The 3,100-nt window shown below is 67.1% G+C and carries 3 protein-coding genes; all 3 read right to left on the minus strand.

The window, feature by feature from the left end; translation table 11 throughout:
- Window positions 1–75: 75 nt before the first annotated feature.
- Window positions 76–1,797, minus strand: coding sequence for a pilus (MSHA type) biogenesis protein MshL (mshL, locus tag JCM9942_RS12885; RefSeq protein ID WP_199398885.1), 1,722 nt, complete (start codon window positions 1,795–1,797; stop codon window positions 76–78).
- 33 nt (window positions 1,798–1,830) lie between these two features.
- A complete protein-coding gene (locus JCM9942_RS12890) occupies window positions 1,831–2,634 on the minus strand; it encodes a type II secretion system protein (RefSeq protein ID WP_054660153.1) in 804 nt (267 codons plus the stop codon).
- A gap of 1 nt (window position 2,635) precedes the next feature.
- Window positions 2,636–3,100: hypothetical protein (locus JCM9942_RS12895; protein ID WP_218185490.1), on the minus strand; the 465-nt coding region annotated here is incomplete at its 5' end.

Consider the following 3,100-nt stretch of genomic DNA (forward strand, 5'->3'; position numbering starts at 1 on the left):
CGCGGCAGGTACGGCCGCGGGCGAAGATCGGCGCGGGCAGGGCGTTGCTCTGCCGCAGTGCGTCGTAGATCAGGCTCACAGCACTTTCACCCTCAGCACCAGCACCAGCTCGCGGGTGGTGTGGCGCTTGGCGCGGGAACCGAACATGCGGCCGAACACCGGCACGTCGGACAGACCGGGCACGCCACGATCATCCAGGGACGCGTTCTGGTCGATCAGCCCGCCGAGCATCACCGTGTCGCCGTCGCGCAGGTTGAGGGTGGTGGTGATGCCCTTGACGTTGACCTGCGGCAGGGTGACCGCATTGCCGTTCGGGAATTCCTTCAGCGCCAGGCTGGCGGTATCGACCTCGGTCTGCATCGGATGCACCAGCAACTCGACGGTACCGTTGTCGTGGATCATCGGCGCCACGCCGATCACCACGCCGGAGAATAGTGAATCGGTCTGGATGTCGGTGGACTGGTTGGAAGCACCGCCGCCAGTGTTGGAGAAGTTGCTGGTGGATTTGGTGACATAGCGGATGTTGGTGCCCACACTCAGGTAGGCCGGACTGCCGTTGCGCACACGCACACTCGGGTTGGACAGCACCTTGACGTTGCCGAAGCCGCGCAGCACGTTGACCGCCGCCGAGAACGTGTCGCCCATATAGCTCAGCCCCATCGCGCGTCCCAGGGCGGAGCCCAGGGTCTGGTTGGGGAACGTGATCGTGCGTGCCTGCTCGTTCAGACGGGTCAGGCCGTCATAGCCGAGGACGGAATCGGCGGCCGGCAGAATCGTTGCCGGCGTGTCGGCATAGATGCCGGCAACGCGATCACGCAGCAGGTTCCAGTCCACCCCGAAATTGCTGTTGTCGTTGAGCGACACATCCAGGATCTGGGCTTCGACCAGCACCTGGCGGCGCAGCTTCTTCTTGTTGTGCTCGACCAGCTCCTCCACCGCACGGATCTGCGAGGGGCGACCGCGCACGAACAGGGTGCCGCTGTTCGGATCCAGGTTGTAGCTGGCAACCGCGGCCGGCTTGGGCGCGTCGGGCGTGGTCGGTGCGGTGTTCTGCTTGGCCTTCTCGATCTCCAGGATGACATCCAATGCCGCGCCGAGCTGCTTGTACGGGTCGCTTTCCTTGCCGACCGTGCCGATCATCGACAGTGCACCGCGCAGTGACTGCCCCCCGCCTTCGCCGGCCATGCCGGCACCGAACACGTCGCCACCGGTGGCCAGGTCCAGTGACGTGACCGAATTGAGCATGTCCACGTTGAAGATGCGCTCCTTGGTCTGGCTGACGACCAGTGCCCCGCCGCGCAGTTCGCCATGCAGGTCGAACGCTTCCAGGATGTGGTTGAACACCTCGCGTGCCGAAACATTGCTCAGGTGCAGGCTGGAGCGCTGTTTCTGCTCGAGCACCTTGGGGTCGACGATGAGGTTCATCTTCAACTCGCCGGCCAGCGCCCACAGCAGCTGGCCGACGTCGGCATCGAACATGCTGATGCTGACCACGCTGTGCTCCAGCGGGTCGTAGGCCGGCGCCAGCGGCGTGGTGACGGTGCCGAGCGGGGCCTTGCGCTCGATGCTTTCCAAACGGCGGTCCTGCGCCTGGAGCAGCTTGGCCGACTCATCGGCGATTGCCGTGCCCGTCTTCTCCAGGGCCTTGTGTTCGACCGGCGGCAGGTCCTGCACGCTGCGCGGAGGCATGTTGGCGCAGGCGCCCAGCAGCAGGCTGCCGATGCCGGCCACCAGCAGGCGGGGTAACGGCATGGTCTGTGGCGATGTGGGCGTCGTGGAGCGGGACAGATGCGTCATGGGATGAACCTCGGAGAAGACGGGGTGGTGAGCTCAGCGTTCAAGGGCGGTCAGCCAGCCGAGCAGGGTTCCGGCGCTTTCGGCCAGCACCAGGTCGTCATGGCGGAAACTGGAAGGGCGGTCGGGATTGGCCATGCACAGGGAACTTCCCGAGGCAAAGCCGTTGTTGACGGTATCGAAGCGCGGATGCGGGCTGGCGCTGTCGCCGTCCCTGTCGCGGCCGGGGGCTACCAGTGCGAATGCAGGATTGACGGTGTCGCCGGCCTCGTCGCAGGCCGGAGTCGCGCCGGCGGGATCGGCCGGATAGAAGGCCGTGCCAGCGGGGACCTTGTAGTACGGCTGGCCGGTTGATCCGGGTTGAGCCGTCACGTCGGCCAGCGTGGCCAACAGGCCTGCGGTGCCATCCTGATCGGTGAATTCGGCGGACCGGGGGAGCGGGCGGGTCAGGTCGGTGCCGGCTTTCCGGTAGACGGCATAACGCAGCCGTTGTTCGAGCGGTGGCAGGCTCAGGCCCAGCGATTCGTACGGCAGCCAGCCCACACGCAGTGCCGCCGGGCAGCTTGCAACGGCGGTGCCCGTGCCCGGGGTTTCGCGGCCGAGATGGCTGCTGCCGGCGGCCTCGCTGCTGTCCGGACAGGGCAGCCGTTTATTGCGCACGAGGAAGGCACGCAGCGCATTGCGTGCTTCGGCCAGCTCCGCCTGCGCGCGGGCGTGGTCACGCGATTGCCCGTACAGCTCGAAGGCGCCCACGCCCAGCGCGCTCAGCAGGCCGATGATGCCGGTGACCACCGACAGCTCGACCAGGTTGAATCCCCGTTGGCGGCGCGGCAAAGCCATATCAGCGGGGGGCCGCCGGGGCCGGTGCCGCGGATGCCGCACTGGAGATGTCATAGCGCAACTGGGCCCGCAGGCGGCCCAGCTCGTCACTGACCTGGGAGATGCGTGCCTGCCGCTGCGGCGAGTCGGGCTGCTGGATCAGCATGGCCATCTCGCGGCCGAGCCGTTGCGCCTGCAACGCGATCTGGATGTTGGCGCGTGCCGCTTCGATATTGACGTTGGCTGGCAATGAGCCCGTGGCAGCGGCCGTATCGAGCTGGCGCAGCAATGCCTGTGCCTGGGCTTCGTTCTGTGCAAGCTGCTGGTCCATCTGCTGCAGGCTCAGCTGTGTGGCGGCGGCCGGTTTGGCCGGACGGCGGGGAAACGCGGGTGCCGTGGCGATACCGGTATCCGGCGTGGCTGTCTGCGCGGCGCCGCTGCTCTGCCACGGGGCCACCGTGTCCTGCGTGGCGGTCGCGGCTGGCGG

This window comes from Stenotrophomonas pictorum JCM 9942, from assembly GCF_001310775.1.
GTDB classification, from domain to species: domain Bacteria; phylum Pseudomonadota; class Gammaproteobacteria; order Xanthomonadales; family Xanthomonadaceae; genus Stenotrophomonas; species Stenotrophomonas pictorum.